24 protein-coding genes and 6 pseudogenes are annotated in these 25,111 nt (G+C 44.0%); 14 read left to right on the plus strand and 16 right to left on the minus strand.

Annotated elements, in window-relative coordinates; all coding sequences use genetic code 11:
- Window positions 1–354: 354 nt before the first annotated feature.
- Together QT987_RS21710 and QT987_RS21715 are read left to right on the plus strand one after the other, a co-directional pair.
- Entirely contained in the window at window positions 355–465 is a 111-nt protein-coding gene (locus QT987_RS21710; protein WP_445299724.1) for a reverse transcriptase N-terminal domain-containing protein, read from the plus strand.
- Between the two features lie 134 nt (window positions 466–599).
- Window positions 600–794: a reverse transcriptase N-terminal domain-containing protein gene (locus QT987_RS21715; RefSeq protein WP_333244196.1), complete on the plus strand. Its 195-nt coding sequence runs from the start codon at window positions 600–602 to the stop codon at window positions 792–794.
- A 102-nt stretch (window positions 795–896) separates the two neighbouring features.
- Here the strand turns inward: QT987_RS21715 and QT987_RS30015 are convergent, their stop codons facing one another.
- On the minus strand, window positions 897–1,028 hold the full coding sequence (locus tag QT987_RS30015) for a hypothetical protein (protein WP_445300368.1): 132 nt from the start codon (window positions 1,026–1,028) through the stop codon (window positions 897–899).
- A gap of 176 nt (window positions 1,029–1,204) precedes the next feature.
- Window positions 1,205–3,841: an AAA-like domain-containing protein gene (locus QT987_RS21720; RefSeq protein ID WP_333244199.1), complete on the minus strand. Its 2,637-nt coding sequence runs from the start codon at window positions 3,839–3,841 to the stop codon at window positions 1,205–1,207.
- Between the two features lie 1,078 nt (window positions 3,842–4,919).
- On the opposite strand from QT987_RS21720, the gene QT987_RS21725 reads away from it, so the two are divergent.
- From QT987_RS21725 to QT987_RS21745, 5 genes and pseudogenes are all read left to right on the plus strand, one after another.
- Entirely contained in the window at window positions 4,920–5,129 is a 210-nt protein-coding gene (locus QT987_RS21725; protein WP_333058256.1) for a hypothetical protein, read from the plus strand.
- A 273-nt stretch (window positions 5,130–5,402) separates the two neighbouring features.
- A complete protein-coding gene (locus QT987_RS21730) occupies window positions 5,403–5,975 on the plus strand; it encodes a hypothetical protein (protein WP_333058257.1) in 573 nt (190 codons plus the stop codon).
- A 236-nt stretch (window positions 5,976–6,211) separates the two neighbouring features.
- The gene (locus QT987_RS21735; protein WP_333244202.1) at window positions 6,212–6,928 is read left to right on the plus strand and encodes a GUN4 N-terminal ARM-like repeat domain-containing protein; all 717 of its coding nucleotides are present in this window, start codon (window positions 6,212–6,214) and stop codon (window positions 6,926–6,928) included.
- Between the two features lie 223 nt (window positions 6,929–7,151).
- A pseudogene (locus QT987_RS21740) lies at window positions 7,152–7,310 on the plus strand (transposase family protein); the annotation flags it as partial.
- A 37-nt stretch (window positions 7,311–7,347) separates the two neighbouring features.
- Window positions 7,348–7,882, plus strand: a pseudogene (locus QT987_RS21745) (IS1 family transposase); the annotation flags it as partial.
- 14 nt (window positions 7,883–7,896) lie between these two features.
- Here the strand turns inward: QT987_RS21745 and QT987_RS21750 are convergent.
- From QT987_RS21750 to QT987_RS30020, 3 pseudogenes are all read right to left on the minus strand, one after another.
- Window positions 7,897–8,841 (minus strand): annotated as a pseudogene (locus QT987_RS21750) (IS630 family transposase); the annotation flags it as partial.
- A 70-nt stretch (window positions 8,842–8,911) separates the two neighbouring features.
- Window positions 8,912–9,034, minus strand: a pseudogene (locus tag QT987_RS21755) (IS1 family transposase); the annotation flags it as partial.
- 9 nt (window positions 9,035–9,043) lie between these two features.
- Window positions 9,044–9,130, minus strand: a pseudogene (locus tag QT987_RS30020) (hypothetical protein); the annotation flags it as partial.
- 54 nt (window positions 9,131–9,184) lie between these two features.
- Between QT987_RS30020 and QT987_RS21760 the strand changes: the two are divergent.
- A pseudogene (locus tag QT987_RS21760) lies at window positions 9,185–9,395 on the plus strand (hypothetical protein); the annotation flags it as partial.
- A gap of 2 nt (window positions 9,396–9,397) precedes the next feature.
- Here QT987_RS21760 and QT987_RS21765 read toward each other — a convergent pair.
- The 6 genes from QT987_RS21765 to QT987_RS21790 all read right to left on the minus strand — a co-directional run bounded on the left by QT987_RS21765 (window position 9,398) and on the right by QT987_RS21790 (window position 15,268).
- Window positions 9,398–9,838, minus strand: a complete 441-nt coding sequence (locus tag QT987_RS21765; RefSeq protein ID WP_333244205.1) for a DUF6444 domain-containing protein — start codon at window positions 9,836–9,838, stop codon at window positions 9,398–9,400.
- 188 nt (window positions 9,839–10,026) lie between these two features.
- Window positions 10,027–10,638 carry a class I SAM-dependent methyltransferase gene (locus tag QT987_RS21770; RefSeq protein WP_333244208.1) on the minus strand — a complete coding sequence of 204 codons (612 nt, stop codon included), beginning with the start codon at window positions 10,636–10,638 and terminating at the stop codon, window positions 10,027–10,029.
- A 234-nt stretch (window positions 10,639–10,872) separates the two neighbouring features.
- A complete protein-coding gene (gene bioB / locus QT987_RS21775; protein ID WP_333244211.1) occupies window positions 10,873–11,916 on the minus strand; it encodes a biotin synthase BioB in 1,044 nt (347 codons plus the stop codon).
- Between the two features lie 17 nt (window positions 11,917–11,933).
- Complete coding sequence (gene bioA, locus QT987_RS21780) at window positions 11,934–13,238, minus strand: adenosylmethionine--8-amino-7-oxononanoate transaminase (protein ID WP_333244214.1); 1,305 nt, start codon at window positions 13,236–13,238, stop codon at window positions 11,934–11,936.
- A gap of 215 nt (window positions 13,239–13,453) precedes the next feature.
- The gene (locus tag QT987_RS21785) at window positions 13,454–14,866 is read right to left on the minus strand and encodes an adenylate/guanylate cyclase domain-containing protein (protein WP_333244217.1); all 1,413 of its coding nucleotides are present in this window, start codon (window positions 14,864–14,866) and stop codon (window positions 13,454–13,456) included.
- 249 nt (window positions 14,867–15,115) lie between these two features.
- Window positions 15,116–15,268, minus strand: a complete 153-nt coding sequence (locus QT987_RS21790; RefSeq protein ID WP_333054555.1) for an adenylate/guanylate cyclase domain-containing protein — start codon at window positions 15,266–15,268, stop codon at window positions 15,116–15,118.
- Window positions 15,269–15,872: 604 nt separating this feature from the next.
- On the opposite strand from QT987_RS21790, the gene QT987_RS21795 reads away from it, so the two are divergent.
- Both QT987_RS21795 and QT987_RS21800 read left to right on the plus strand, forming a co-directional pair.
- Window positions 15,873–16,622: a class I SAM-dependent methyltransferase gene (locus QT987_RS21795; RefSeq protein WP_333244220.1), complete on the plus strand. Its 750-nt coding sequence runs from the start codon at window positions 15,873–15,875 to the stop codon at window positions 16,620–16,622.
- 145 nt (window positions 16,623–16,767) lie between these two features.
- Complete coding sequence (locus tag QT987_RS21800; protein ID WP_333244222.1) at window positions 16,768–18,126, plus strand: FAD-binding oxidoreductase; 1,359 nt, start codon at window positions 16,768–16,770, stop codon at window positions 18,124–18,126.
- A 149-nt stretch (window positions 18,127–18,275) separates the two neighbouring features.
- On the opposite strand, the gene QT987_RS21805 is transcribed toward QT987_RS21800, so the two are convergent.
- Together QT987_RS21805 and QT987_RS21810 are read right to left on the minus strand one after the other, a co-directional pair.
- Window positions 18,276–18,659, minus strand: coding sequence for a hypothetical protein (locus QT987_RS21805; protein ID WP_333244225.1), 384 nt, complete (start codon window positions 18,657–18,659; stop codon window positions 18,276–18,278).
- Window positions 18,660–19,009: 350 nt separating this feature from the next.
- Window positions 19,010–19,900, minus strand: a complete 891-nt coding sequence (locus QT987_RS21810) for an ABC transporter permease (protein WP_333244263.1) — start codon at window positions 19,898–19,900, stop codon at window positions 19,010–19,012.
- Window positions 19,901–20,044: 144 nt separating this feature from the next.
- On the opposite strand from QT987_RS21810, the gene QT987_RS21815 reads away from it, so the two are divergent.
- The gene (locus QT987_RS21815; RefSeq protein WP_333244228.1) at window positions 20,045–20,416 is read left to right on the plus strand and encodes a hypothetical protein; all 372 of its coding nucleotides are present in this window, start codon (window positions 20,045–20,047) and stop codon (window positions 20,414–20,416) included.
- Window positions 20,413–20,835: a putative toxin-antitoxin system toxin component, PIN family gene (locus tag QT987_RS21820; RefSeq protein WP_333244231.1), complete on the plus strand. Its 423-nt coding sequence runs from the start codon at window positions 20,413–20,415 to the stop codon at window positions 20,833–20,835. The genes QT987_RS21815 and QT987_RS21820 overlap by 4 nt, the downstream gene beginning before the upstream one ends.
- 80 nt (window positions 20,836–20,915) lie before the next feature.
- Here QT987_RS21820 and QT987_RS21825 read toward each other — a convergent pair whose 3' ends face one another.
- Complete coding sequence (locus tag QT987_RS21825) at window positions 20,916–21,461, minus strand: hypothetical protein (RefSeq protein WP_333244234.1); 546 nt, start codon at window positions 21,459–21,461, stop codon at window positions 20,916–20,918.
- 33 nt (window positions 21,462–21,494) lie between these two features.
- Window positions 21,495–21,995: a hypothetical protein gene (locus QT987_RS21830; RefSeq protein WP_333244236.1), complete on the minus strand. Its 501-nt coding sequence runs from the start codon at window positions 21,993–21,995 to the stop codon at window positions 21,495–21,497.
- Between the two features lie 419 nt (window positions 21,996–22,414).
- Between QT987_RS21830 and QT987_RS21835 the strand changes: the two genes are divergently transcribed.
- Both QT987_RS21835 and QT987_RS21840 read left to right on the plus strand, forming a co-directional pair.
- Window positions 22,415–23,854 carry an NB-ARC domain-containing protein gene (locus tag QT987_RS21835; protein WP_333244239.1) on the plus strand — a complete coding sequence of 480 codons (1,440 nt, stop codon included), beginning with the start codon at window positions 22,415–22,417 and terminating at the stop codon, window positions 23,852–23,854.
- 31 nt (window positions 23,855–23,885) lie between these two features.
- Window positions 23,886–24,500 (plus strand): Uma2 family endonuclease, encoded by a 615-nt coding sequence (locus QT987_RS21840; RefSeq protein WP_333244242.1) that lies wholly within the window; start codon window positions 23,886–23,888, stop codon window positions 24,498–24,500.
- Window positions 24,501–24,532: 32 nt separating this feature from the next.
- On the opposite strand, the gene QT987_RS21845 is transcribed toward QT987_RS21840, so the two are convergent.
- Complete coding sequence (locus tag QT987_RS21845) at window positions 24,533–24,916, minus strand: DUF433 domain-containing protein (protein ID WP_333244245.1); 384 nt, start codon at window positions 24,914–24,916, stop codon at window positions 24,533–24,535.
- Window positions 24,917–25,111 lie beyond the last annotated feature (195 nt).

Genomic DNA, 25,111 nt, shown 5'->3' on the forward strand with positions numbered 1-25,111 from the left:
ATACGCGCTTGAGTCCCAAAAGGGCAAGGATTGGTAAGAAAGGGACTTTACCTTCAATGTACCGGAGGGTTGGCAATTGTTAGCTTGACCAACTCAGCACTCTGTAATAAATTCGCTGGAAAGTACCACCCTAAAAACTCTAAACAAAGACGAACAGGAACGAAATAACCTACCGTTTGCTCTCTGAAAAAGTCGATTTTCAGAGTAGGTGCGTTCCCGGATGCAACGGCAAGGAGAGATTGGGTCAAAAGCGAAAGCTCCCCTGTAACGAGGGAGATATGCAGACAGACCCACGGTGTCTCGGAAGATAGAACCTCCAGTAGCAATCTAAAAGTCATGAGCACGGTAAAACCGATGTATGAATGGAACAAGACTCCCTGGCGAAAGCTGGAAATAGTTGTGTTCAAGTTGCAGAAAAGAATCTATCAAGCCGCCAATCGTGGTGATACAGCATATTCCATGTAGATGTGGTACACACAATCTTCTAGCCCGTGTAAGGTGCTGATACACCCGTCAATCTGTAAGTTTTATCGACCAATATTTCGCCGCTCCGCACCCGGAGGATTAACACCACACAATATAGCTTTATAGTGTACTTCATGAACCACCGAACAGGCTGTATTAAGGCACTTCGCAGACTCCAAAAGTTGTTGATGAAGTCCTGGGCTGCAAAATGCTTAGCGGTACGTAGGGAACAAAGGAACCACTTCAAGACTGGGCAAACATTAACTGGAAGCTCGTCAAGAAGCGTCAGGACTTACGCACGACCACTAGATATAGCGTACCGGGTTTAGAAATACCCATTGGATAGAGCGATAATATAAAATTAACTATCTTGACTTTTACATGAGAAATTTTAATTCTAAGGAATGACAATTTAATAACTTTAGCATCTGCTAAATAGTCGGAACTGCACGATAATTCCATTTTGGTAGATATTCATCAAAAATAATTTTTATTGTTTCTTTAAATCCCTTAGCTACTTTTCGGCCAGTTTCATAAATTTTATCGCTCACATTTACTACCACAGAAAGCCCGTTTTAGTATGAGTTTTTGCCATGTTTTTTTTCCTAACTCAAGAGTAGTAAAAAATACTCCTTTACAGGCTCTGGTTACGTGAGTAAACAAAGGTTTTTATGTGCTTTACCTGGTTTTTTTGAAATTAATACTATTATAAAACCCTGCACCAGGGAGTTGGTTTTTTTTAAGTCAAAATAAGATGCTCTTTAACTAAAGACAAATCCATCTTACCAAAATTCACAACCAAAGCCACATTGAAATTTTCCAACGATTTGACAAACCACATAATTTCATTAGAAGCTTTACCTTCATAGTGGTTGAACAAAATAGAAAATCGCTTTTCCAACTCTGGTTTTACTTTGCCCGAAAGCAGCACAATTTTCATCAGTAAACCCATTGTCCTGCTGGCGCCGAGGTTGTACACCAAATCGTAAAAAACGTAGTGGCTGGGATGTTGGGAATTTTCCACTACTAAGAAGTTGAACAACTGGTTGCAAGTACGAACTAACAATGGATTATTGAATTTCACCGAGTCATTTTCTCGCAATGTATTTTTGATTTGTTTGTACAAACGGTCATTAAATTGACGCCCGCCGTATTCTGGTTCGATAGACGATATTAAATATTCATATAAATCCACTTTAAATGAGGCGTAAGATGGAGTTTTTCGGGAATCTCTCAGGAAAAATTGAGCCGCTTCTTTGTAGGTGCGATCGCCTGCTACTTTTCCGGCAAATTCCCTGACCGCTAAGTGCAGTTCTGCATCGTTCAAAAGTGTGGGATTAGCCGCTCGCTGTACAATTCCTATTTCTGTATTTCTCGGCTCAACCATATAATTCAAATATTTAGACAAATGTGTTTCAAATTGTCGCTGTCTTTGAAATGCCAGTTTTTGGATGGTTTGTTGGTCTTCCTCAATGCTGTCCTTGCTCAGTAGAGAATAGCCGTACAAATAAGGATACCGACAGATCAATTCGCCCAAAGGAAAATCTGTATCTTGTTGCTGCAGTTCCGCATCTCTATCTAAGGCTTTTACTAAGCGCTCTATAGTCTGGAATTCTTCACTTTTATTAAAAAATTTTATTTGTTCTTGTAAGCGCTTGACTATGTAAAATTCCATCCCGAATCGGGGAGAAGTCTGCTTAAATAAAGATACCAACTTGGCGATCGCGAACTGATTTTGTGATTGCAATTGCCAGCGGTTGATGGGGATGTAGCAGCAGCGGTGGAGCAGATATTTAAAGTCCTGATCCGATCGCTTGACGGAGACTATACTATACAAAGTTGCTTCAATCTCTCGATCGGGATAGCCCATGCCGTCGATGAATAGCTTTCGGAACCGCTCGATCACCTGTGCGGGGGATTCTGTTTCCACGCAGGAGACGATGTGATCGTACAATCTCTGTTCGTTGTTGCCAGTTGGAAGACTCTCTGAGGGTGGGGTGAGGATGTGGCTGTCTGCATCTGTGTCTACGCTGCTGTCTGCAACTTGTGCGACAACCACTGTGGGTTTTTTCCCAAAAGTTCGATCGGGATTCAAGAACCAATAGTGTTCTTGGCTTAATTGTTTGTCCTCCGCCCAATCCAAAGCTGACTGCAAACTTTCCCCTGTCAATAACAGTGATTCATCTTCGCGGTCTGAAGCCAGCCATGCTGCTAGGGCCAAGCGGTAAGGAGCCAATTTTCCCAGCTCTTTTTCCACCCAGAACTGATTAAAAACTGACTGATAAATTAGGTTGGAAACTATTAATTTACCCTCAAATTTAACAACCAGTCCTGACAGTTGCAATTCGAGTTTTTCGGGAGAGTAATCTGCTGGTACTCCCTGGGATTCTCCCGGTTTTGTTGCCTTGGGCGGTTGCAAAGCTTGCTGGTACAGCGTTAACAGCCGCGTGAGGTCGCAGTGGTTATGGAAAATGCGATCGCGTATAGGTATCAAATGTTGGGGTTCGTCTTCTTCTTCCCAATTTTTAATAATTCTGTGTTTGACCAGTTTTTCAACCTGCTGAGCTTCCGAATTTCTGCCAATAAAAGGCCCGTATTCAAGTACCAAGTGGCAAACTTTTTGAGTTAGAAACGGTTGCCCGCCCGTCCAAGCTAATATTTCTTGGAGGACTTTTTGGGGGCGAAAAGCTTTCAGGGCTAATCCTTTTGCTAGCGGCAAACTTTCCTGCAGTTGGAATCGACTTAAATGAATTTGCCGTCCAACATTAAAAGGGTTGCATCTTGGATCTCGGATCAATTCTGAGGGGGCTGCTACTCCCATAACAGCAAAAGTCAGGCGATCGTATTCCGGTTGCTCTGCCCGCTTGGAGTAACAAGCCCGGATCAAAGCAAAAAAATCCTTGGTACTGAAATTTAGGCGGCTGATGCTGTCAATGTCATCTAGAAAAATTACCAGATTTTGCTGAAGTGACTTGAGCAAAACTTTTTCGATAAATATCTCCAATCGCTGCACCGGCGGCAGCAGTTCGCGATCGTTCCACCACTTGATGGCATCAAACCTGTTTGTGATGTGTAAACTGCTGGCCATGCGGTACATGATTCCGCCATACCACTTTTGGGGGGAGATATCTGGGCTGCTGATGCTTCTCAAGTTGATGGCGGCAAAAACTGTACCTTCGGCTTGCAACCTTTTGGCCGTTTGCACTAGCAGGCTGGACTTTCCCATTTGTGGCGAACTCAACACGTAGCAGAAGTCTCCGGCTTTGAGTCCTTCGTAGAGCTCGCTGTCTGCCGATCGCCTGACATAGGTGGGCGCACCGGCAGGCAAATAGCCTCCAACTTGATATTGGTACGTTGAGTTGACGGATGCTGTCATCTGGGAATTCATCAAGATTTTACGCCCCTATGCTGTGCGATCGAAAGGTTACAAATTGGAGTTATGGCCCGCTGATACCATTTTAGATTTTAGATTTTAGATTTTAGATTGGGCAATGACTTATTCAATAAGGGTTTGGAGTTTGCCTGTTGCATTTGCATTGTTTTTTTTTGAATCGGCCTTACTATGGTGGAAAATTTTTTGTTCTTCTTTCTCTATTGTCTACTAGGTCAGCTTTCTTCTCGTCAATCTTTACCGTATCTTTGCAAGCGTTCGCCCCAAATCCTATGATCGGCCCAATTGTACCCCGCCACTTGATTTTTTACACTCGTTCACATAATTAGATGAATTTTCACTCGCTCGGATTGAAAACGCTAAAACGCCGTTTTTTTCACATTTTTTTTACAATAATACTTTAAAATTAACCCGGTGGTATGATGTTGGCAGGGAAACTCATAACCACAGCGCCGTCAACCTTCTGCCTTCAGTTGCGCTTGCCGAATGCTGGAGGAAAAGACAGAGCAATGGCTGCCAATAAAAAACCCCAGCGTTTGGCTGAGGACTGCTTGAGTGGGAGATATCGTTAATCTGCGTTTTTTTAGTTGACTTAGATTGCATGGAATTCCATGCTGCTGACTTTCCCCGGGCTTTCGCGTTCGGGGATTCCTAAGAACAAACTTTTCAGGATGCATCCACAAAAAGTTTAATTCTTAAAGGCGTGGTCAGAAACTGGCTAACCACTCGCTCAACTCTAAAAGTTAAGTCTGTGGCTAATTGTAGAAGATGCGCCCTGATGGCTTAACTACCCGATGGATTAGCACCCTGATGGCATAACTCCCTGATGGATCGACGCCCTGATGGCTTTCGCTCCACTACCCAAAAGATTCGGGTTGGTGGATGATCGTGGACATTAGTAACACGTCACTTCTGGCGTTTCCGATCGCAAGCGGGTGTGCCTGTCTGAATTGATTATGGCAGGCAGATTTATCAGAAGACAAGTGGGCTATTGCATCAACCCATTTCTGACAGATCGGGTGAGCCAAAAAGTGTCAATCTACGCAAATCAGGGTCATCGAACATGAAAAACAGCATCTTAGTATTAGGGGTAATTGCCTCGGCTGGCTTCGGCTTTTTCCAGGCAGGCAGCGCCAGCGCTTCAGCGATCGCCACACAACCTTCATCAGCCAGTAGTTTGACGGCTTGGGAGAGTCGTCCTGACTTTAACTACACTGGAACGAATGAGGATGGGGACCAAGAAGAGGTAAAAACGGGTAAAGGCAGGAAATAATTGGCGCCCGGAGTGTGGTTCGCTCTGATGCGGTTGTGGTTGTAGTTGTGGTGCTTGTTGTCCCAACCGCCTCTGATCGAGGTAGTTAAAACTCGATCCCAAGATCAGTCTACCTAATCCCAGGTGTGGTAATCAGTTTCAGAGAACGGTGGATGGGAAAATAAACAGGTAAGGCGAGTCTGTTGGTGGAGTTTCCCCGCCTATCAACTTCCTTACCTTCTGATGTTCGGGATTTGGATCTGGCACAATCGTATTTCATCTCGTAAAAACCCAATGGAAAATACTCTCGAAACTACCCGCAGACAGCGCGTATTGACAAGAACCCAGGAACGGCGTCAGGCGACACCCAAAGAAAAACAGTTGATTCACCTGCTAGCCAATATGGCTTGCAGCTTGATTAAATACGACTACAAACACGCAGCGGGCAAGGGTACTCTCCCGCCTTCGGAAAGCAAGCGTTTAGCGGAATGGCACTACCTGCGAGTTCAGCAAATTCGCCGGATAGAACGTTCATTGGAGCCCGTAGCAACCCTTAAGCGCGTGTACTACAAGAGCATCCTCAGTCCGAGGGATCTGAAGTCTTTGAAACTGCTGTGGCTGGAGGAGGACAAAAACCGTGTCAAACGGGTCGATCCTGACTTGGACGACATCCTCAGCGAAGCTTTGGATCGGGGAGATACTTTAAAACAGCTATTTCACTCGATCGAAGTCAAAGAACGCACCTTTTCTGCAACTCCTAGCCCAGGCGCCGTGCCGCTTTGGGTCAAAGAGTGGGAAGACTCGGAATATGACATAAACTTTTTTCCGCCTTCCTTCCCTGCATGGGTTTCAATCGTGGACGACTAGGTTCAAAAAAAACTCTTTGGTATGGCATCGATCGTAAATTTCAGATGGTAGACTTATTTGCGATTGCTGACATTGGCGAAAAGTGTGCGATCGGGCGATCGGCTAAACCAGGCGGCGTTGCGCGCAGGCATCCGAGTACAGAGAAGTGAATCGGAGTCAGTACCATTGTACAATGGGGGAAAACCAGGGCTTCAGCTAATAGCTGATAGCTGATAGCTGATAGCTGATAGTTTCTCATGACTGACTCGATTTCTACTTCTCCTCTAGACTCGGCGGCCGATACAGCCGAACTCCGCTCTCAGTTGAGGTCGGGTTCGGAAAAAGCTCAACTGCAACTGCTGCAACAACAAATAGCAGATTCCGGTTGGGATGTATTGATGGAATTTTTATTAGAGCGCAAGTCAGAGGCACCGACTGCGGTAATGGGTAAGGCTTACCAAATTCTTTACAGTGCTAATTCTCCGAGAGCGACGGAGTTTTTGCAAGCGAATTTTCCGACTGGGGTTGTGCCACTGCGATCGGACTCTAACATTGATTACACTCCGCTGCAACAATTATTGGCGTTACAGGAATTTCAAGAAGCCGATCGCTTGACTTTAGACAAGCTTTGTGAATTGGCTGGTGATACAGCTTCTGTGAGAAAGTGGCTGTATTTTACCCAAGTTGAGAGTTTGCCGATAACGGATTTGCAAACAATTAATACGCTGTGGAAAGTTCATTCTGAAGGCAAATTTGGCTTTTCGGTGCAGCGGGAAATTTGGCTCGGTTCGGGCAAGAATTGGGATAAATTGTGGCCGCTAATTGGCTGGAAAAAGGGGAATAATTGGACGCGATACCCGCAAGAGTTTATTTGGGATTTGAGCGCGCCTAGGGGTCATTTGCCGCTGTCGAATCAGTTGCGGGGAGTGCAGCCTTTTGCAGCTTTGATGGCTCATCCTGCCTGGTTGAAGTGAATGATTTTGGGGCTTTTGGAGAATGTGGGGCGGGCTGGATGGCCTGCCCCGCTATGGTTTTTGGGGAATTGGGATTTTGATTTTTGAGGCGCAGAAATTCACAGAAATTCACAGGCGGGATGCCTGCAGGGCGAACGCATCTCAACTTTATGTTAACATAATCTGGTATATTGGAGAAGAATTATTGAGTACCTACAAAACATTTAATTAGAGTTTACCCTTTATGAAACTCAAACCTAAAATCACCATCGCCGACCATTTTTCCGACTTAGAAGATCCAAGAATTGAGCGGACGAGACATCATCAATTAATTGATATTATCACCATCTCAATTTGTGCCGTGATTGGCGGTGCTGATACATGGGTGGATATTGAAAGTTGGCGTTGCTGAGTTAGAGTATGAATAGGAGGAATAATTTATGCAATGCCCAGAATGTAAATCAACCCATATCCGCCAAAACGGCAAGAAGAAAGGAAAACAGAATCACATTTGTGTCCAATGTGGTCGTCAATTCATTAATCAGTATGAATCCCACCCTTGGTTATAGCGAGAGCATCAAACGTGATTGCCTAAAAATGTACGTCAATGGTATGGGTTTACGGGCGATAGAACGAGTTAAGGGAGTTCATCATACCACGGTAATAAATTGGGTAAAACAAGTCGGAAAACTGTTACCAGAGGTTTATGACCCTGAAGTCATTCCAGAAGTTGGTGAGCTCGATGAATTACAAACTTATGTAAAAAAAAAACAGACAAAATCTGGTTGTGGACAGCGGTTGACCACTTTCGACCAGGAATTTTAGGATGGGTATTAGGGGATCGTGCGTGCTAAGACATTTGAACCATTATGGAACCAAGTAAGTGCATGGAACTGCTACTTTTATGTAACTGATGGATGGTCTGTATATCCCATGTTTATTCCTGATGAGGATCAGATTATCAGTAAGACTTATAAGCTGTTGCACATTTAAACTGTGATACAAGCATTACCCTTATTTTTAATTTTGCGACCCCATTTAATTATTAATTGCCCTTCATTTAAGAGGCGGTGCAATAAATACTCTAGCTCTTCAATAGATGTAAAAAGTCGATTGGCAATATATTCTTTTGCCGAATGCCATACTAATTCAATTAAGTTATAGTCGGGGCTGTATTCGGGGAGAAATTCTAAATGAAGGTTAGGCATTTCTGTTTCAATTATTTTCAGGTACTCTTCTTTCTTATGAAAACTAGCATTATCAAGAATAATCACTATTTTCGCTCCTTTTTCAGCAAATTCTGAGGCTTGATTCCCTGCTGATACCCATTCATTGATTAGCTCTTCATAAAAGAGTTTTAGCACTTGATAAAAATTATATGAATTGCCTTTTTTGAGGAACTGTACCCACCTTTTTTTATCCGAATTCCTCACTCCTCCCATTACATTAACTCTGCCTTTTCTTCTGTCTCCTCGAACCTTTATTCGGCTGCCTTTTTTACACCAGTTCTTTCTTCTGGTGACTCTTAAACTAAATCCACTCTCGTCCCAAAACCATACCTGTAAACGTTCTGGCGATTCTTTTTCTATTTTTAAATATTCGGCTATCTTTATTTTAAACGCTGTCCTTTTTTCAGTATTTCTCTTGGACTCTAGGCTATACTTAGCCCAGATGTAAACATACTTTTTTTTCTTTAATATCCTCCGAACTTGTCCTCCACTTAATTTTATTCCTGTGGATTCCTCTAAGTATGTTGCTAATCTCTGCGCTGTCCATCGTCCAAAATTATATCCTAATTCTTGAGGGTCTTTTTCTATAGTCTCTAATAATATTTCTATATATTTATCTGTGGCTTTTTTGTGATTTCCCTTCATCCTCTCATCTATTAGACTTTCTAAATTGTCGGGATCTCCCTTTATACACCAATAAGATACTTTGTTTACTGGGTAGTGCCGTGAAGGAAAGCATCAAGAGAATTAAACTGAATTCAAAGAAAGTAGGGGTTTAGACTTGTAAATTAGCATTGTAATGATGCACAAAGCGCCAAATGGCAGCAATATGATTTTCTAATTTTTTAGATAAGGCTAAGCTCTTTCTTACCAATCGAGACACTCGTTGTCGAATAGTTCGGCATTTATAATTTTGTTTATGATGCCGACTTTGACCGTTTCGACTAACTTCTTCCGCACCACAATTAGGGCAACAATTAATTTCTAATGTCATATCACGCTATGGCAAACACTTCTCTAATCATAACGTACTCTGATCCTTTCCTTCAGGGCACTACCGAGAAAACGTACTACAGTTGAACACTCTCTGGCTCCTATTGGTCATTGGCTTTCTTAACCGTGCTCGCTATATTTGACTGCGGAAAAATCTCTTCTCACTACGGCGAGTCCCTGTTGTTCATAATCTTCATGTCATTGCTCGAATGGATAAGGTTCGACCAATTACACCAGGCATAAAGTCGAACTCATGCACTGGCTAATTTCATAAAGTCTTTTTTTGTCCACTCCTAATACTGAACCGACGCCCTAGACTTGCTACTTGCTGAGAGTGGATGTTAATTACTTCACTTAATTCTTGACTGCCACAATTGAGGCAGATTTCCGGTGAGCTAATTTCGGTTCTGTCTACTCGTCCAAACCCTTTTCGGGTTTTTCCCTGATGACCTGGTTGTCCACCTGGTTTCTTTTTTTGGTCTGCTTCTGGTTTAACTGTTGGTTTCTCTGGTTTTTGGAGTAGATCCGTTGATGGGGGTTTTGATGAAGTCTGACTGCTGGTTCGACTTTTGCCCGTAGCAATGGCTAGTTTTTCTTGCAATTCTTCAATAATTTTTTGCAGCCCCAGTACCATTTCTACCAGTTTAGCTTGGCTCAACTGCTCGATTTCGGTTTTTTTCTGCTCTCTCGTGGGTGCGGGCTTTTTCATCCGTTTATTTTACCAGATGCCGCCACTTAAGTTTTTTTGACCTGAATCCTTACAAATGGCAGGGCTTTTTCCATAAGGCTTACAGGGCAGTTAAAAAACTGTCCGAAGTATTGGTGAATGAGTTTTTTTATTTAACCGCAGAGGGCGCAGAGGAAGAGAGGGGAAAGATTGGCAATTTCCCATTTACGTTAGAGTTTTTTGCCCACTATTACTACCCAAGATTGAGCTTCGCGGGGTAAGCCGGGGGGGCGATAGTAGCGATCGACAATTGCAAATCCTGTTTGTTCTAAACAAGGCGCTAAAGTATGATATTCCCATCCGGCTGTATAGCGTTTTCCCGTTGGTCTCTCGTCGTATCCCTCCCAATTTCCCCGGCACATTGACATGACAATTGCACCGCTAACAACTAAGGCTTTGTGCAAATTTTGCAGCACTTTTACCATCTCGTCCCTGGGAACGTGAATTAGGGAAGCATTGGCAAAAATACCGTCAAATTCTGCCTCTGGCAAGTCGAGATTCAGAAAAGATTGTTGCCAAACTTCGCATCCTGACAACTCTTTTGCTATTTCTACAAAAGCTGGAGTTGCATCTAAGCCTACAACTGTGTGTCCTTGGCTTTTGAAGGCTACTAAGTCTCGTCCCGGCCCGCATCCTATATCGAGAATTTTACCGGGATTGCGGGGCATAGCAGCGGTCAATGCGGATCGATTTTGGGATACGTCGTGATGCCAAGTTCCTTCTCGGAAAGATTCGGCAGTTAGCTGGTATTCTGCGATCGTAATTTCTTCGCGTTTGTCCACAATTTCCCCCTCTTGTATTATTTTAGATTTTAGATTTTAGATTTTAGATTGAAGAAGGTAAACCGTAGAAACCGGGTTTCTGGCTACAATTTAAGAACTTACGGCTTACCCATTTGCTACCTCAGAAACCCGGTTTCTCTTGCCCATGTGTAAACGTGAAATAGAGATATTGGGTAGGAACACGGCACTGCCGTGTCCTACTCTATTTCATCTGATTGAAAACTGGTATAAGAGTTAAACAACCAGGGTTTTTTGTTCAGATTTGGTAACTGCTGAATCAACCTCTAAGAGAGAACCTTCGGGGGATTCGATCGCAAATCCCGCATCTTGAATCATGTCCCAATCTTGATGGGCAGCTTGTCCGGGAGTTGTCAGATAATCGCCAACAAAGATAGAATTAGCGGGGTAGAGTCCGAGAGGTTGCAGCGATCGCAAATGCACTTCTCGTCCCCCAGCAATCCGAATTTCTTGGCTGGGAAGCAAAAATCGGAACATACAGAGAATTCGCAAACATTGGCGGGGAGTTAACCGATTCACATCTGCAAATGGTGTGCCGGGAATCGGAATGAAAAAGTTGACCGGCACGCTAGTAACGCCCAATTTGCGAAGCGAAAGCGCTAAATCGATCGCATCATCATCCGATTCGCCCATCCCCAAAATTCCGCCGGAACAAGTTGTGATTCCCGCTGCTTTGACGTGTTCGACGGTTTCCACCCGATCGCCAAAAGTGTGAGTGGTGCAAATGTCCGTGTGATATGATTCGGAAGTATTGAGATTGTGATTTACGCGATCGACTCCAGCTTTAGCCAAACGGTGAGTTTGCTCCTCGCTCAACAATCCCAAACAAGCACAGATTTTCAGGTTATGATTTGCCTTCACCGTCTCGACAGCATCCAAAACGCGATCGAAAGTAGATGCGCTGGGTTGGCGGCCAGAAATCACCAAACAAAACGTACCAGCTTTTAAGTCTGCTGCGCGTTGGGCCGCATCCAGAATTTTCTCCTTAGCTAAAAGCGGATATTTCTCAATTTCCGCAGTCGAAATTTTTGACTGAGAACAATAATGGCAATCTTCAGGACAAAGGCCACTTTGAGCATTTAACAAATAGTGCAGCCTGACTCGGTTTCCCCAGTAGTGGTGGCGCACCCGATAAGCTGCGTTTAGTTGTTCCAGCAAAACCTCATCCGGTGCGCGCAATACGGCTAAAGATTGCTCGCGAGAGAGACATTTGCCCGCCAGCGCGTCGTCAGCCAAATCGTTCCAATTGGGTAAATTCATTACTAAAATTAAAGGGTTTACAGAGTATCCAAAACCTGACGAATCACCTGATAAATCGATTCGAGTTCATCAGGAGAAATGCAGTAGGGAGGCATCAAGTAAAGCGTATTTCCCAAAGGGCGGAGCAAAAACCCCGCTTCGAGAAATCTGGCTTTCAATACAGGAGCAATGTCATTAAAATAACCGGAAACGCTTTCGGTTTTCACATCCATTGCTGCGATAGTGCCGCAAGTCCGAATCCGTTCGAGTTTAGGATGATTTCTCAGCCATTGATTCAGATATTTGTGGTGCAGTTTTTCCATCCCTTGATAGACATTGGGGTTTTGCTCCAAAAGCTCCAAGGATGCTACACTCACCGCACAAGCTAAGGGATTTCCGGTGTAAGAATGACCGTGAAAAAAAGCTTTGTCCCATTCATCTCGCCAGAAAGCTTGATAAATATCCTCCGATGCCATTGTGACAGCAATTGGCAAACAACCACCAGACAATCCTTTAGACAAACACAGGATATCCGGTGAAGTTGCAGATTTAACCGAGGCAAACAGTTCCCCCGTGCGCCCAAAACCCGTCATTACTTCATCGTAAATCAACAATACATTAAACTGGCGGGCAAGTTGTGCGATCGCCCGCAAAAACTCAGGGCGGCACATTCGCATCCCCCCAGAACCTTGCACCAAAGGTTCGATAAAAATTCCCGCATAGCCGCCCTGCTTTAACAAAAACTCCAATTTCTCTAAACTCGCGGCCTCCTTGCTTTCCACCTCCTCATCGCCGTCAAAAGTTGCCGGAAAAGGAACAACATCCCCAGCAAACATTAAAGGTGCAAAAGATTCCCACCACAGCGAACTTCTGCCAGCCGACATCGCGCCCACAGTATCGCCGTGATAACCTCCCTCAAAACTAATAAAGCTAGTGCGATTAGTTTCTCCGATATTTTGCCAATATTGAAATGCCATTTTCAGAGCAACTTCAACAGCAGTCGAGCCGTTATCAGAAAAGAAAATTCGCGTTAAAGAAGGAGGCGTATGAGTTAGCAATTTATTGGCAAGTTTCTCGGCAGGTTCGTGAGTAAACCCCGCAAAAATTACGTGTTCTAACTTTTGGGCTTGTTCGTAAAGAGCCTCAGCGAGAACCGGATGGCTGTGCCCGTGAACAGTCACCCACCAACTAGAAATGCAGTCGAGAATTTGCCGCCCGTCTGCTAATTCCAGCACCGCTCCTTTGCCGCGAATTACCTTCAGTGGCGGGGCAGCCGTTTTCATTTGCGTGAAGGGCTGCCAAATCGGTGAATTTGAAGAATTCTGTTCCTGATTCGCAGTCATTTTTGCCCCGATTACTAATATTAACCTGCCTTTTAATATAGCAATAATAACGACCTTATGAACTTTTTATTTTTGATTCTTTCTTCTTCTCTTCCTACGTGTCCTTAGCGTCTTCGCGGTTCGTTCAAAAAAAATCTAGTTTGGTGTCGAGGGCGGCTGCGCTGTAACGTCTGCCGCCATCTCACTTATTCCCGGGCGATGGTTAAAATTGTCAGTTACAATTTTCGACCTTTCAGCAAATAAGTTGTCATAGCTCCTTTGCCTTTAACATTAATTTTACCGCGCTTTTCCAACAAATACTTATCGCACAGCAATTCATAAGTTGAGTTGCTAACTTGAATTTTACCCGGAAGTCCCTGAGATTCCATGCGGCTTGCTGTATTCACAGCATCTCCCCACAAATCGTAAATAAACTTTTTAGTGCCGATGACACCTGCTACAACAGGCCCAGTATTAATGCCAATGCGGATATTGAGAGGTTTACCGCATTCGTCGCGGAATTTCATAATTTCTTGCTGCATTTCCAGGGCCATTTCGGCAATAGATTCGGCGTGATTTGTACAGGGAAGCGGCAAACCGCCTGCTACCATATAATTGTCGCCGATCGTCTTAATTTTTTCTAAGCCGTATTGTTCGCTTAAGCGATCGAAAGATGAAAATATTTTGTTAAGCAACTCGACTAATTCTTCAGGAGATGTGCGCGAAGATATTTCGGTAAAGCCCACAATATCAGCAAACAAAACCGTAACTTCGGCAAATCCGTCCGCAATATTTATCTGACCTTGTTTTAGGCGATCGGCAATCATTACTGGTAATATATTTAGTAATAAACGTTCCGACTTTTCTTGTTCGGCGCGCAATACTTCCTCAGCTTGTTTCCGCTGTGCAATTTCCTGGTATACTCGGTGAAACATTTGATTGAAGGCGACCATGAGTTCTCCCAACTCGTCATCCCGCTTGACAGACAGAGAGTAGAAATCAGGTTGTTCTCGATCTTTGCTCAAAGCGTCTCCAGCAGCGATCAAGTCATCGCGCAATCTCAAGATAGGTGAAATTACTGTCAGCCCTAAAAACAACATAGTCACAGAAGTGACAAAGGCTGATATAATGATGACTAGAACAGCAATCCGTCCGATAAATGCGTAGAGTTCCGGCTGGACTGTGGAAGCATCGTGGCGAACAATTAAGATGTAATCGCCTCCCAAATGTCGCTCCGTCCAAGCAATATCGTACCTCTTGCCATCGAAATTGTGATTGTGAACTATACGAGATTCTTTTAGTTGCTCTAAACTGATTTCTGGGGGTTCGCCAAGTGTATATATTAGTTCACCGTTAGCTTGGTAAATAGATAGTCCTAAGACTACTTGAGAATCCTTAGTAATATTTTTTACTTCTTCTTGCAATAAAGTGCGATCGGAAATATCTTGTTGGAGCACAAACTCTAGGGAATCAACAGTTGCCCGAGATACCTGTTCCAGTTGGCTTAAAAGTTCATTTTCTCGCCGAAAATAAGAGGGAACTAAAATAATTCCTTCTATGACAAGAATGCTAGCAAATACCCACAAAGCTATTTGCCTAGACAAGCGAGATTGGAAAAATTTCAAGAATGATAAAATTGACAAGGGCATAAAATTTACTATTTGGCAAATGGCTAATGTAGGACATAGGAAAAAAACCGGGTTTCTGGTAATCAATTTTGGGTTGTCAACGAAGCAACCGCGCAAAAACCGGGTTCTCACATCCCCTGTGTAATTCCTGTAATAGTCCGCCGTCAGCAGTCAGCAGCGACTAACTGTTAGTTCTTGGCTGCTTGCTGCTGACTAATGACTGATCGCTCTCGACTAACTAGCAGACCCCTTCATAATATAATAAACAAATTAAACCGAAACGGCGCTGACTAGCCTGCCTGCAAGCAGATAAGTATTCATATAGCCCTTGCCTTTGATGTGAATAATTCCTCTGTTTTCAAACAGATACTTATTTTGCAAGATATCGTAAGTTGATTGTGTGACTTGAATCGCGCCTGCAATCCCGTTAGGATGGAGGAAAGCTCAGACATACTTGCCATCGCTATCCCTACGCCGACACCAAATAAAATTGTCAAAGCAAGGAGAATTTGTTTGTAAACTAATTGGCTGATGGCAGCCCGACTGCGAGAAATCAATTGGCGCATGGTATCCTCAAGTCTGAGGTTTAATCTTTATTTCAATTTATGCACTACTAACATAACACTGCTTGTTCAGAGTGTTTTGCTGGCGTCCGGGGTAAAGCAAGACTCTCTGAGTGCAACCGAGGGTCAATCGATTTTAGATTTTAGATTTTAGATTTTAGATTTTAGATTAAAGAATTGAAGCATTGACCCCACGGATAAATTCGGGGGCAAGTTTCATCGGATACAGGTTTTTTATTTCTGGACAGATGAATCACGTGGCGGGTATCGTGGATGCTTTCGGTTAATTATTGTTTACCACGAGTGTTTGGCTTATCCGTAAAAATACGCATAACTATATAGCGGTTTTGTGTTGAGTGAAGTACAGATGATCGGGTAAGGACAGGGCAGTGGCTTGTCCCTACTTCACGCACTTTTTGCTCTATTTCAGTTAGGATAGCAATTGTAGTCTATGGTTGACGATCGTGAATTCTGACTCTACTGCCTCACCTGCGCGCAACGAAATTTTGCCGGGAGAAGTTTTCGTCAATACTGCCAATTTTGATACAGGCATTCGGCGACTTTTACCTAAGTATGACGAAATGCTGGATGTAGTAGCAGGCTGCATTGCTAACACAAACCACCGCATTTTAGAACTCGGCTGCGGTACGGGGGAACTCACTTTAAAAGTTCTCAAACTCTATCCGTCTGCGGAAATAGTTGCTGTCGATTACTCGCCGCGAATGCTTGATTTTGCCCGCGCCAAAATTGAGTCTGCAGGATACGCAGCCCGGTGGACTGGCATAGAAATGGATTTTGGAGAATGGGCAAACAATCCAAATTTCTCAGGCTTGGGCGATAAATTCAATGCTTGCATTTCATCTCTGGCAATTCACCATCTTGAGGATGACATTAAGTTAAAATTGTTTCAACGGATTCGCGAAAGTTTAAATGCTGGTGGCTGTTTTTGGAATGCAGATCCTCTTTTAGCAGAATCAGCAGCAATGAAAGATATTTATCAAGCGGCGCGAGAAGATTGGGCGCTAAATCAGGGAGAAACCTTAGCACAAATTCGCGCAAATGTGGGGACGAGTGTCTCTTACGGGTATTCTAATCCCGATCGCCTAGCTACACTTTCGGCACAGTTGGAAATGCTGGTAAAAGCTAGATTTGACACTGTTGCAGTGCCTTGGAAATACTACGGTATGGCAGTGTTTGGGGGATTTTTTCATTGAAAAAAGCAGTCCGGGAGGCAGAACTTCTATGTGTAGGGTGCGCCTGGACGCACCTTAATGCTTAAAGAAAGATTGCAGTTAGTATTTTATGTTACTAAGTTCGGCTTGAGAAAATATATAATACTCCCAGGATGGAGTAAACAAAATGACTGCAACTGCGATTCAAAGTATTGACTGGGATGCTTTTTCTTCGGAACTATCGGGAATTGAAATAATTAGCGATCGCGCGCAAGTTGTCAAGCTATCTCAAGACTATTATCACTTCAGTCCTGTTTTGCAACCTCTCTTAAGTGATAAAACAGGAGATTTAGTAGTTCGTCCCGCCAGCGAAGCCGATGTTTTGCGGATTGCTGTGGCCTGCGTCAAATTCAAAATTCCGCTAACTGTTAGAGGTGCAGGAACGGGCAATTACGGGCAGTGTATTCCCCTCAAGGGCGGCGTCATTTTAGATACCAGCAAAATGAACAGTATCCGCTGGATAAAACCGGGTTTAGCTTGCGTAGAACCAGGGGTGAAAATGTCGGTTTTCGACAAACAAGCGCGAGAAACTGGTTGGGAATTGCGGATGGTTCCCTCAACCTATCGCACCGCAACGATTGGGGGATTTATTGGCGGCGGTAGCGGGGGAATTGGTTCTATAACTTATGGGCAATTGCGCGATCGGGGAAATCTTCATGCCGTTCGAGTCGTTACAATGGAAGACGAGCCCCGCGTCATCGAATTGCGCGGCGATGAAGTGCAAAAAGTCAATCACGCTTACGGTACAAATGGGATTATTACTGAGTTAGAAATTCCCCTCGCCCCTGCTTATCCTTGGGCGGAAATCATCGTCGCTTTTGACGATTTTATGACATCGGCAAACTTCGGTCAAGCTTTGGGCGATGCTGACGGAATTATCAAAAAACTAATTTGTGTTTGTGCTTGGCCGATTCCTGCTTATTTTGCTGCTTTCCGCGATGCGATTCCTGAAGGTAAGCACTGCGCTTTGTTAATGGTAGCTGAATCTTGTCTGGAACCGCTGCAAGATTTGGTGCGCGAATATGGCGGCACAATTTGCTATCAAAAAAACGCGCAAGCAGCGAGCAAAGGTGCAGCTATTGCTGAATTTACTTGGAATCATACAACTCTCCACGCTCGCAGCGCTGACCCGTCTCTGACTTATTTACAGACGCTTTTTCCCGCCGATAAAGGTTTGAAATTGATTGAGGAACTGTACAATTATTATGGGGATGAGGTGATGATGCACTTGGAGTTTTTGCGGATGAATGGCAGGGCGATCGCTGCGGCTTTGCAAATAGTTCGCTACACTACGGAATCACGGCTCAATGAAATTATTCGCTATCATGAAGAGCAAGGCGCGCTGATTGCTAATCCTCACACTTATATATTGGAAGATGGAGGGATGAAAAGTATTAATGTGGAACAGTTGCAGTTTAAAGAGTTGGTCGATCCTTACGGTTTGCTTAATCCGGGTAAAATGCGGGCGTGGTTGGAACGGGATTAAGGGGGATGGTTTTTAGATCGTTCGGCGGTTGAAACCGCTGCTAGACAAACGAAGTCCGCCTTCGCGGACTAATAAATAAAGATTAAAACTTGGCGGTTGAAACCGCTGCTAGACAAACGAAGTCCGCCTTCGCGGACTAAGAAATCAATTTAAGGGACAGGGGCGGTAATTTCTGTAGGTGCGATCGCCCCTGGTGTAGGTACTGCTTGCTTTTCCAGTAGTAGGCGCTGTTTGTTCCGAAATTCGGCGGCCGCATCGTTCAAATTTTGGCGCTGTTCGCTATTAAATTCTTCCATGCTGCGACCGCCGCCCAATTTGGATCTGTGAATTAAATCAAATATTCCGCTTCCGCTGCTGCGGCCGGAAAAGGGGTCGGTATTGTCTTGAGTTTGAAAGTCTTGCAGCGGTTGGGCATTATTTAAACCGCTGGCTTGAGCGAAGCTTGCTTGAGGCGAGAACAGAGCACAGGATGCGATCGCGCTTGCAGCAATCCCAATCATCAATTTGCCGGATTTGGAAGTTTTGGGGTTCATAATTTATTAGTTGAATCTTCAAAAAAACAATTGTATCTAAACAATATTCTGACTTGTGACTAAATATTATATTACTTCGCTGGGGCTAAGGACAGGGCAATGCCTTTCGTCGTGTCAACTTAAGCTTTTAGTCCGCCAGTCCTCTCGCTTACCCAAGAGTCCGCCAGGGAATGAATTCCCTGTCTCATAGCGAAAGTCCTCTGAAAGAGGACTGAAGAAGTCATTAGTCCTATGCAAGAGGACTTTGGCTTGGAGGCTGTTGTTTCAACCCCTGACGGACTATCGGTTTTAGCTTAAGTTGACAGGACGAAAGGCATCCTAGAATTGACGGTGCAGGTGAAACGATCGCCCTAAGCAAACCGGCGCCGCAGCAGGGGTTGAATGCTCAGCAGCGCCACCAAATCAAACGCCAGCAGCACTAATAGCGCTCCTCCAAAGGTGACAGTACCCCAAGGAGCCTGCATCACGACACTCGCTAGCGACCAATCGCTGTGCAGGTACAGGTAGCGGATGGGTTCGATCGCATAACTCAGAGGATTGAGAGTCACCACAACTTGCAGCCACTCTGGCATAAATGACAGCGGCGCGAGGGCTGTGCTGGCAAATAACAGCGGCAGGTTAGTAACAAAAATTACCGCTATTAATTCTACGTGACCGGGAAGAGCGAAGGCTAAACCCAGACTCAAGCCGGTGACGCCCAAAACTAATAGCAGGACTATTAGGGTGATCGCCCCTAGTCCGGCAATTCCGGGGAATCCCGCGCCCAAAAACGCGCCTGCTGTAACGATTGTGCCGGTTTGGATAAAGCTGAGGGTGACGATAAAAATAGCCGAAGCCAGGACGATCGAAAATCTCGAAGCCAACGGCGCGACTAACAAGCGGTTGAGAAATCCGAACTCGCGATCGAACATAATCGGCAAACCAGCATTCAGCGCCCCTGCAAATGCCGTAAAAACGATTACACCAGCGCCGAGAAATTGTCCGTAATTCTGGCTTTCGCCGAACAAGCCGGCGGGTGCATTTTCAAACAGAGCTCCGAACAAAACCAACCACATCAGCGGCTGAATAATGCCTGCAACTAGCGTGGAGGGGCGGCGCTGCAATTGAATAAACAGGCGCTTGGTTAAGGCGAGTGTTTCTTGGATGAAGTCGGCCAGCAGGGAACTGGATGTGTCAGCGGATGCCGTGGAGAGTGGCCGCTGCTGGTTGAGGTTGTTGGGGGATGTAACAGTACCGCTCATAATTGCTTGTTGATTAAATCTCACTATCTTTACAGTAGCAAGTCTGGAGGTATTGGTGGTGTTGGGCGGGCGATCGGTCTAAAATTGAGAATAAGCTCATCAAATATGCTAAATAAAAACTTGATTTATTAGGAGGATAAAGCTATGTCATCAAGGGCGATCGCCACTTTGGTCAAAATCATGGAATCTCTGCCGGCAACTGTGCAAAATATAGTTGTTGAACACTTGCGAGAATACATTCGTCAATCTAATATTACTGTTGCTGTGAGTCCTGACGGTAAGTTAGAAATTCCCGCTGAGATTGAGGCTCAACTGAAGCCTGGGGATCGATATGCAGTGACTGTCACCGGAGATAGTATTGTTTTTGAGAAGGTAGGAGGTTTCGACTGGGAGGAACTGCGGCGGCGCAGGGAGTCTTTACCTCCAGATCCCAATCCAATGACAATGGAAGAAATTTGCGAACTTGTGCGGGAAGTGCGTCGCGAGAAACGTTTGGAAAGAGAGTCGCAAGAATGAAACTTGTACTGGATACTAATATTTTTATCTCTGGCTGGTTGTGGGGAGGTATGCCAGATAGAATATTAAAATTAGCAGAAGTTTATCTAATTACTGTGTGTGCCTCTGAAGAGTTGCTCGATGAACTGCAAAGCACATTGAGTAAAGAGAAATTTCGTTCTAAACTTCAGAATTTAAGGTTGAATCTCAATGATTTAATGAGCGGAACGCGAGAGTTAGTGGAAGTTTATCCGATTTCCACGATCGAGGTGCCTGAGTTACGGGATGCTAATGACAATATGATTTTAGGAACTGCGATCGCTGCTGGTGCTGATGCAATTGTTACGGGCGATCTGGATTTGTTAGTGTTGCAGGAATATGAGGGGATTCCTATTGTTACGGCTAAGGAATTTTTGGAGCGTTATTTTCCAGAAAATTAGGGGGCGATCGCACTTGACTCAAGGAAGGGCGATCGCAGACTTACAACTTAGCATTCCCAGGTTACGCAGTCAGAAGGCAGTTATGGTTTAGCAGCTTTAACCACATCTTCAACCATTTTAATCGCCTCTTTGATTGCCATTTTACCGTTTTCTACGGCGCTAATTAAATCCTGAGCGTCTTGCGGGCTAATTAAATTGAGCCTGACGGGTTCTTTCAAGGAAACAATAAATTTAGTTTTATCGCTGTCTTCCAGCTTAGAGGCTCTTTCTTTGGCTTCAACATCTCTTAGCTGTTCTTTTAAGTTTTTAAGCATTTCTGCTTGTTTTCCCTCATTAAAATTGCCATCAAAATTAAAATTGCCATCAAATATTCGTTTTACCCCTACAAGAGCAGCAGCACCTAAAGCTGCACCGCCAACAACTAATCCTACGGGAGGTGCAACGGTTATTAACCCAAATAGAACTGGTACACCACGGAAAGCTGCCACCGCCGCACCAGCACCGGCAGCCCCCACCACGCCAATGCCAATATCTGCTAAAATCCCTAATTTATCGTGTGGGTTTTTTTCCAGTTGCTCAATTGCCTTCAGAAGTTGCTCTTTGGTTGGCGTTTTATTTGCAGACATATTAGACCTCAATCTTTTTGCTAATTTAGGCAGTTAAGCAGTGATGACGTTGCAGAAAATTGTATTGAAAACGTCTATCATTAATTGAAAAAATGCTTTGGCAATCTCAATAATTTCTTGAACAATTCCAATAATTCCATCAGACACCTCTTTGCCTCGATCGAGTCGGTGGCCGGCTATTGCACCAATTGGGATACCCAGCGCTGTTGCCAAAGGTTCTAATAACGGGCCGACAAATGGTATCGAACGTGCCAAAATTCTTACAGCGACACCAACAGCAACGCCTATCGCTAAATTAGGATGCGCTTTGACAAATTCTATGATTTTAATCAGGAGAATTTTACCGATGAATAAAACTTTGTTAGCAGCTTTTTTCGTGTATGTGGCGAGTTCATGCAGCCGGATCGAGACTTCATGCGGCAAGCCGATATCATTTAACCACACATACAAGTCGCTGCTACTCATTGCATCAGCATCGACTTGCCAGAGAGCCATTTTTAAATTAGCTTGCGGTAGGGATAATGCACTAGACATAATTTTTTATCCTGTTGGAAATTACCAAATTTTTACGAACATTTCACGAGGCTAAAATCCCCTAGACTTGCTCACCGATCCAGCAACATTGCGAGCAACTTCTTTAACCGCTGGAGTAGCGGATGTAGGCACCTTTGGAGCAACTTTTTTTAACCGTTAGGGATGGACGGTGCTATCTGGCATAGTTGCGCCTGTCAGATTTACATTGTTAAAATCTTTTAGGTTGCCTAAGATTGTTTTAAAGCCCGTGATTTAATTTTAATTTAATTTTTATGTATTGGAAAGTAGGATAATGTCACAATTTGCCAGGAGTTAATAAAATTAGCTAGCCGTTAAAAGTCATATTTTGTCCTTCTTAGCCATAAAACGTCAGAAAAAGTCTGATACAATAGATAAAACCTCCTACATTTACCCAATAAATGGATGTTCAAGAACTCTTAAGGTTGGCCGATGGCTTGGTGTTCGCTAAGACCGGCAAACGATTGGACGATCTGCAACAGGCAGTAGTACGGGGAACGTGGCAAGGTAAAAGATACTCCGAAATTTCTAAAGAGGTTCATTGTACTGAACGCCATGTCAGAAATATTGCCTCAAAGTTATGGCAAACTCTTTCAGAAATATTAGATGAAGATGTAATGAAATCAAATTTGCGCTCCACAATGGAGAGGTATGAATTTTCTAAAGTTTCAAATTTTGGTGATTTTAATTTTGTACAAAACAAAGGTAACATCAACGTTTGCACAGAAACATCCCACCCTCCCAAAACTCCCCAAAACTCACCCTCAACACCAACATCAAATGAAGACAACACCCAACAGAAACCGCGACTCGATTTAAGAGATGCACCGGAGCTCAGAACATTCTACAACTACCCCAACTCACCCCTCACCGCCCTCGAAACCTGGATTCTAGAGCAAAACTGCCGCCTCCTCACCATCACAGGCATGGCAGGCACCGGCAAAAGTGCGATCGCCCGTAACCTCATCCCCCAAATTCAAACTCAATTCGATCGCATCATCTGGCGCAGTCTCCGCACCTCCCCACCCCTCGAAACAACCCTCAAAACCCTCATTCAATTTCTCTCAAATCAACACCCCCCCAACCCCCCCTTACCAAGGGGGGGCGAAGAGAGGGTTGTCCCCACAAACACCGATGTTCAGTTGTCAATCCTAATAGAAACATTGCGCGAAAATCGCTGTCTCATCATCCTCGATGACGTGCAGCAAATTCTCAGTAGCGGGCAACTTGCAGGACATTATAAACCCGGATATGAAAACTACGGAACCTTATTTAAACTTATCGGCGAAATTCCCCACAATAGCTGCTTAATTCTCAATAGTTGGGAACCACCCTCAGACATCCTCACATTCACCGACGATAATTCAGCAGTACGTTTATTGCAGTTAACCGGTTTAGGTGAAGCAGCAACAGAAATTCTTATAGAAAAAGGTTTGTTGGATGAAGAATACTGGCCAGAATTGATTAACCTTTATCAAGGTAATCCCCTCTGGTTAAAATTAGTCGCTCAAACCATTAACAACTTATTTGGCGGTAGAGTCTCTCAATATTTCAGCTATCAACCTGTATTTTTAAGCGATGAATTGACACCGATATTGCAGCAGCATTATCAGCGGTTGTCGGAAATAGAAAAACAGGCTATTTCGCAACTTAGTAATGAAATAGAACCTGTTTCGTTTACTCAATTCATGTCAAAATGTCAAGGTTCGCAGGGCGAATTATTTAAAGCCATTCAATCTTTAGATAGACGGGGAATGATCGAAAAATTGAGCTGTGAAGCTGAAACAGTTTTCACGATTCCACCTGTGTTAAAACAGTATGTTAAAATGGTTGCAGAATAGTCTTAAATATCTAGCTAAATGAGAGCAAACCATGACCGCAACTCCTACCCAACCTAAGCAGATGCTCAGTTTCGAGCAATTTGTCAAGCAACTTCCCGATGAAGAAGGCCGCTATGAACTTGTGAATGGAGAAATTGTGAGAATATTACTAATCAGACTGCACGAAACCCTCGCTGAATTTCTTTCAGACGCTTTCAAAGACGAGGTAAAAAGACTCAAGCTCAACTACTGGGTATCTGGCAGAATTGTGGTGAGGACGTTAACTCCAAATGGTAAAGAACAAGGCCGCAATCCTGATGTGAGTGTAGTAGATAAAACGGTCTGGGACTCAGATCCTTTCGCTTACTCAGCACTAACTGAACCGCTGCAATTAGCAGTAGAGATAGTATCAACAAATTGGGAAGATGATTATATCGACAAGCTGGATGAATATCAGCGGCTGGGAATTTCTGAATATTGGATTGTCGATTATTTAGCTTTGGGTAGTAGAAACTATTTGGGCAACCCGAAAGAGCCAACTGTTTTTGTTTACCTCCTTGATGAAAATGGCGTTTATCAAATGACTGCTTACCGAGGGAGCGATCGCATTATATCCCGAACTTTCCCAGAATTAGCATTGACAGCAGAGCAAGTATTGGATGTATGATATTAAATCCAGCTTAAATATCGGTTTATCTCTTAGTCTGCGAAGGCAGACTTCGTTTGTGTAGACGCGGTTTCAACCGCCGAAATACTCAAGATTTTTTGGGCTAACAAGCGCGATCGCACAACGCTCAGATCCGGTTGAATATCCAACAAACGCTGACGCACGGAATCGGCTAATTGCTCGCGATAATTGAGATAAGCTTCTACTGCTTCTTGGTGTCGGAGATAATAGCCGATCGCACTATAGACATCAGACAATGACACAGTTGAATAACGCTGCACAATAGATTCCGGCGACGCACCATCCTGAAAAGCTCGAATCACCAATTCCAGCAAAACTCTTGAGTTTCCCACCCGAATAGCACCTGTTGCATCTTCTCGGAAAGGAGGCGCTTCAACTTCCAAAACAAGATTCATTTATTAATATCCCCCAAAATCACTATAGTATTTTTTCGATTCACTCTTAACATTATAGCTAACTTATCTCGCTTGTCTGCGAAGGCAGACTTCGTGTGTGCAGATGCGATTGAAACCGCCGGAATACTGGTTTATGAACAGGCATCTTGCCTGTTCCACAAGAAAATTCACTCTTTGTGGAACAGGCATCTTGCC

Origin of the sequence: Microcoleus sp. SVA1B4, from assembly GCF_036700545.1 — a bacterium.
Lineage (GTDB): Bacteria > Cyanobacteriota > Cyanobacteriia > Cyanobacteriales > Microcoleaceae > Microcoleus.

Excerpts from the sequence above, each read along its gene's own strand:
- QT987_RS21715 (WP_333244196.1), top strand. The coding sequence starts at position 600 with ATGAACCACCGAACAGGCTGTATTAAGGCACTTCGCAGACTCCAAAAG.
- QT987_RS21800 (WP_333244222.1), top strand. The coding sequence starts at position 16,768 with ATGACTGCAACTGCGATTCAAAGTATTGACTGGGATGCTTTTTCTTCG.
- bioB (WP_333244211.1), bottom strand. The coding sequence starts at position 11,916 with ATGAATTTACCCAATTGGAACGATTTGGCTGACGACGCGCTGGCGGGC.
- QT987_RS21710 (WP_445299724.1), top strand. The coding sequence starts at position 355 with ATGTATGAATGGAACAAGACTCCCTGGCGAAAGCTGGAAATAGTTGTG.
- QT987_RS21840 (WP_333244242.1), top strand. The coding sequence starts at position 23,886 with ATGACCGCAACTCCTACCCAACCTAAGCAGATGCTCAGTTTCGAGCAA.
- QT987_RS21730 (WP_333058257.1), top strand. The coding sequence starts at position 5,403 with ATGGAAAATACTCTCGAAACTACCCGCAGACAGCGCGTATTGACAAGA.
- QT987_RS21810 (WP_333244263.1), bottom strand. The coding sequence starts at position 19,900 with ATGAGCGGTACTGTTACATCCCCCAACAACCTCAACCAGCAGCGGCCA.
- QT987_RS21825 (WP_333244234.1), bottom strand. The coding sequence starts at position 21,461 with ATGTCTGCAAATAAAACGCCAACCAAAGAGCAACTTCTGAAGGCAATT.
- QT987_RS21805 (WP_333244225.1), bottom strand. The coding sequence starts at position 18,659 with ATGAACCCCAAAACTTCCAAATCCGGCAAATTGATGATTGGGATTGCT.
- QT987_RS21845 (WP_333244245.1), bottom strand. The coding sequence starts at position 24,916 with ATGAATCTTGTTTTGGAAGTTGAAGCGCCTCCTTTCCGAGAAGATGCA.
- QT987_RS21765 (WP_333244205.1), bottom strand. The coding sequence starts at position 9,838 with ATGAAAAAGCCCGCACCCACGAGAGAGCAGAAAAAAACCGAAATCGAG.
- QT987_RS21820 (WP_333244231.1), top strand. The coding sequence starts at position 20,413 with ATGAAACTTGTACTGGATACTAATATTTTTATCTCTGGCTGGTTGTGG.
- bioA (WP_333244214.1), bottom strand. The coding sequence starts at position 13,238 with ATGACTGCGAATCAGGAACAGAATTCTTCAAATTCACCGATTTGGCAG.
- QT987_RS21785 (WP_333244217.1), bottom strand. The coding sequence starts at position 14,866 with ATGCCCTTGTCAATTTTATCATTCTTGAAATTTTTCCAATCTCGCTTG.
- QT987_RS21815 (WP_333244228.1), top strand. The coding sequence starts at position 20,045 with ATGTCATCAAGGGCGATCGCCACTTTGGTCAAAATCATGGAATCTCTG.
- QT987_RS21830 (WP_333244236.1), bottom strand. The coding sequence starts at position 21,995 with ATGTCTAGTGCATTATCCCTACCGCAAGCTAATTTAAAAATGGCTCTC.
- QT987_RS21735 (WP_333244202.1), top strand. The coding sequence starts at position 6,212 with ATGACTGACTCGATTTCTACTTCTCCTCTAGACTCGGCGGCCGATACA.
- QT987_RS21720 (WP_333244199.1), bottom strand. The coding sequence starts at position 3,841 with ATGACAGCATCCGTCAACTCAACGTACCAATATCAAGTTGGAGGCTAT.
- QT987_RS21835 (WP_333244239.1), top strand. The coding sequence starts at position 22,415 with ATGGATGTTCAAGAACTCTTAAGGTTGGCCGATGGCTTGGTGTTCGCT.
- QT987_RS21725 (WP_333058256.1), top strand. The coding sequence starts at position 4,920 with ATGAAAAACAGCATCTTAGTATTAGGGGTAATTGCCTCGGCTGGCTTC.